The following is a 4380-nucleotide window of genomic DNA, read 5'->3' as shown; positions in this document are numbered from 1 at the left end:
CGCCGGACTCGGCCGGGGCGTGCGGGTCCGGCGCGTCGTCGTATGCTCCTTCGGCTTCGGCTTCGGCTTCGGCTTCGGCTTCGGCTTCGGCTTCGGCTTCGGTTTGGGCTTCGGCTTCGGCCGGCCCGGCCAGTGCGACATCGAGCCCGGCCGCGACCTCGGGCCTGGATGCCAGCGCCCGGGGTCCGGCCGTCTCGGTGACCGGCGCCGTCGGCCCGGCGGTCTCGGTGATCCCGGCCGGATCGATCTCAGTGCGCTGATCGACCGGCTCGGCCTCTCGGAGCTGGAACAGCGCTTGCTGTCCCGGCCCGAGCCGCCACCGCGCCTGCCCCGCCAGGTCGCCGAGGCCCGGCTCGTACCACAGCCAGGCCGTCTCGGGCTGCGGGGGACGACTGCGCATCGCCGTGTCGGCCGCGCTTCGCGCCGCCCCCGGAGGCCGCAGCCACAACCCGCTCTGCGTGACTTCGAGCACCGCCTCCGGCGAGAACCGGAACACCCCCGGTTCCAGCTCCGCCACCCCCGGAATCGGCGACCTGGCCCGAACCGGATCCGGCCCGGCGGCCACGCCGCCGGTGTACTTGCGGGGCTGGTGCGCCACCTCCGTCAGATACGGCGTCCAGGACATGGCGCCCTCGGGCAGCAACACCCGCACATCGCGCGGTCCGACCCGCACCCGCACCCCGACCCCGGTCAGCACCGTCGTGCCCAGCAGATCGGCCAGCTGCTGCCCGAAGTCCGCGCCGACCGGCTGCCCCGACAGCGTCTGGACCGGGCCGAAGGCGTCGAACCGGACCCCCGGCCGGGCCGGGCCCGGCAGCCGGTGCCAGAAGGCGGCGATCCGCCCGATCGGGACCGGGGCCGCGCCGGGGTGGCCGATGACGGCCCGGGGGGCGTCGGCGGAGCCGGGCAGCCCGGTGATCAGCCACTTGCGATACACCCGCGACCGCTCCGACTCCGCGGCGGCGTGGATCCACACCCCGGCCGGCACGGGCTCGGCGACCAGGTCCTCGGCCAGCACCCGGGCCTCGGTGAAGGCCGGACCCTCCCAGGCCGGGGTCGGGAAGCGCCGCGAGAACACCACGGGCTCCTCGATGCCCGGCAGGAACCGCAGCCAGCCCCGCCCGGCCGCGGCCGGCACGAACAACGCGCCGTCGGCCGCGGTGGACGCCCGCCCCTCGTGCGCGATGACCTCCCGGCCGATCCGCTCGGCCAGCCAGATCCCGGCCGGCACCGTGGAGATCCGGCTTCGCTGGCTCGGGATGAGGCGGGGCGTCCCCTCGGCCGTGGCGATGGCCTCGGCCACCGTCTCCCAGGACGTCGGCGGCGTCCCCGGGTCCACGTCCGCGACGACCGCGGTCCGGCCGGGTTCGGCCGCCAACTGCTCGGCGAACGCCCGGGTCGCGGCGTCCACCTCGATCCCGTCGTGCACGAGCAGCGCCGACCCGACCCGCGCGCACCGCAGCGGCAGCACCGCGGAGGCCGGCCGCTCCGGGTGCCTGGTCACCCCGATCCCCATGGCACATCCTTCTGCGCCGCGGCCACGGACAGGTCCGGACCGGCCGGCGACAACGCCAGCAGCTGCGTCGGCACCGTGTGCGGCACCAGTCCCGAGAACCCCAGCGCGCCGGCCGCCCCGATCCCGACCACCTGATACCGCAGGCCGCCGCCGGCGATCAGATACGTCGGCAGCTGGCCGGCCAGCGGATTGGCGGCGTCACCCGGCGGCTGCACCAACATCCCCTGCCCGGCCGGCACGAGTACGTCAGGACCCGTCATCAGCGCGGCCGCGCTCTCCACCACGATCCCGCCCGGAGCCGGCGGATCCGTGGCGGGCCCGCCGTCGGCCGGCGGCGTCGACGATGTCTGCACCGCGCACAGCGCGCGCCCCTCCGTCCGGTACACATCCCCGCTCAGCACGTCCGGCAGCCTGTGCAACAACGACGAGTCCGGGGACGCCGCCGTCGCCGCCACGTCGGCCGGCGTCACCGGCTCCGGGGGCGCCGTCAGGCTCAGCAGCGCCGCCTCGGTCCGCGACACCGGCGCCAGCCCGTCCGTCCGCAACACGTAGTACTGCTCCACCCCGGCGGCCGTCACCAGGAACACCTGCCCGACCTTGCTGTCCTTGCCGCCGATCCGCGGACCCGGCGTTCCGGCCCCGGGCACCGCGGCCGCGCTCAGCGCCGGCCCGGTCGGCACCGCCGCCAGCCACTGATCGTTCACCGGGAGCGCGGCCACGTCGCCCATCCCGAGCGCGGTCAGCGTCGCCACGTCCGGCACCGGGAACTTCACGCCGTCCCAGACCACGTACTCCGGCGTCCTGCCGGTCCCGTCCGCCGCCCCGGCGACCAGCATCCGGCGCTGTACCGGCGCCGGTGTCCCGTCAGTGTCCGGACTCAGGTCCAGCACGGTCTTGTGATCGTCGCCGGGCCGCACGCACAAGGCCCACTTCCCGGCCAGCAGCGCCGTGGGGGCGGGCAGCGTGGCCGGCGCGCCCGCGATCCCGATCACCGGCCCGACCGGCATCGCCGCCAGCAGCTTGTGCGCGACGACCTGTACCTTCGCCGTCGCCCCGGCCAGCAGCCGCGCCGAGGTGTAGTTCGCGGTCGGTCTCAGCGTCGTGCCGACCACCAGGTACCGGGTCCCGGTGTCGGCGTCCACGACCACCGAACCCGGCGTGCGCCACGCGGTGTTCGGCACCGGCGAGATCAGCCCGTACACCGCCGAGCCGCCGCACAGCAACACCGTGGCGGCCACGCCGAGCAGGGTCCCGAACCGGGCCCGTCGGAACGGGATGTCCCCGACCCCGACATCGCCGGAGGTGACCGCATGGACCAGCCGGCTGGCCGAGAACTGATACGCGTGGATGTGATCGCGGCGGCTCTGCATCGTCGATTCCCCTCAGCCGTCCTTGTCGTCCTGGTCGCCCTTGTCGGGTCCGTCGTTCCGTCGTTCCGTCGTTCCGGTCGCGCCGATCGTCAGCCGGCCAGCGCGCGCATCCGGGCGTACACGTGCAGGAACTGGAGCAGGATCGGCAGTACCGCCAGTGCCGTCCAGGTCTCCAGCAGATCGGCCAGGTGGCCCCAGACCGGCAGCAGGCGCTGGGCGGCCGGCCGCCGGGCCAGCGCCAGCAGCGTTCCGGAGGCCACGGCGAGCACCAGGATCGCCACCCCGTGCGCCGTCGCCGAGCCCCGCAGCACCGGGAGCAGCAGCACCGCCACGGCGCCGACCGACCCCGCCGCCGTCAGCGGCACCCGCTGCCAGGCCAGGGTCAGCGACCGGGCCCGCAGCAGCACCGCGACCGACAGCGCCCCGGCCAGCGTCCGGCCGGCCCAACCGCTCCCGTCGGCCAGCAGCACGATCGCCACCGTGAACACCAGCGAGGCCGATATGTACAGGCTGTTCAGGAAGCTGATCGCGGTCTCTGCCCGGCGCTGCACCGACCGCGCTGAGGCGGGCTCAATGTCCTGCTGTAGTTCCGCCGCCGACTGGGGCAGCTGCGGCACTCGCAGGTGCGCGGCCCGCAGCACGAACCGCACGTTCATCGTCAGTACGAACAGAACCGCGGCCAGCACCGCCGCCGCGCGGGTGGCGTCCCAGTGCAGTCCGGCGGCCAGCGCCGCCCCGACCGCCGAGGCGAACCCGGTCCCGGCGATCACCCCGAACGGGTCGATGGGCAGCCAGCCGCCGGCCGGCACCGCCGCGGCGACGAACGCCCCGCACGCCCCGGCCAGTTGCAGGTCACGCCAGTCCGGGCCCAGCACCCCGGCCAGCCCGTGCCGGGCCGCCAGCCCGGTCAGCACCGCGAAGCCGCAGGCGCTCAGTCCGGTCAGCAGCCCGGCGCCGCGATCGTCCAGCAGCCGGCTGACCAGCGCCGCCGCCCCGGCCAGCACCAGCGCCGTGCCGGCCAGCGCCACCACCTGCCCGGCTCGCGAGGCCAGCCCCAGCGCCAGTACCGCGATCCCGGCCAGCGGCACCGCGGCCGCCCCGATCAGCAGCCGCCGGGTGAACACCGGCCGCCACTGGTCGCGGCGCGCGCCGACGGTCTGCGCCACGCCGACCGCCAGGTCGTCGTAGGAGATCTCGGGCAGGACACCGTCCTCGCGGTTCAGATACAGGATGTCGCCGTCGTGCAGGTCCAGTGACTCCGGGGTGGCGCCGGGGTCCAGCGGCGGGCCGCCGAGGCGCTGGAGCACCCAGGCGCCGTCGCGGTCCGTGCCGTCCACGGTGTGCCGCAGGAGCAGGGGCAGGAGTTCGCCGACGGTGGCGGTCACCGGAACGGCCAGGTCGGCGCGCTTGGCCGGGCCGGCGACGGTGACCCGGCACACTTCCGAGGCCGACCAGGCGGTGGGGGAGGCGGGGACCGTGGTGGTCGTCATGGGG

At 75.6% G+C, this 4380-nt stretch carries 2 protein-coding genes and 1 pseudogene; all 3 read right to left on the bottom strand.

All coding sequences use genetic code 11. The features are described from left to right. A pseudogene (locus KGQ19_RS47560) lies at window positions 1-1516 on the bottom strand (hypothetical protein); the annotation flags it as partial. Then, window positions 1501-2886 (bottom strand): type VII secretion protein EccB, encoded by a 1386-nt coding sequence (eccB, locus tag KGQ19_RS47555; protein WP_212022096.1) that lies wholly within the window; start codon window positions 2884-2886, stop codon window positions 1501-1503. The pseudogene KGQ19_RS47560 and the gene eccB, both read right to left, overlap by 16 nt. Before the next feature lie 89 nt (window positions 2887-2975). Next, window positions 2976-4380, bottom strand: a 1405-nt coding sequence (gene eccD, locus KGQ19_RS47550; protein ID WP_212022094.1) for a type VII secretion integral membrane protein EccD, incomplete at its 5' end; no start/stop codon positions are given.

Source organism: Catenulispora pinistramenti, from assembly GCF_018274385.1.
GTDB classification, from domain to species: Bacteria; Actinomycetota; Actinomycetes; order Streptomycetales; family Catenulisporaceae; genus Catenulispora; species Catenulispora pinistramenti.
This window is presented reverse-complemented; position numbering and strand designations above follow the sequence as displayed.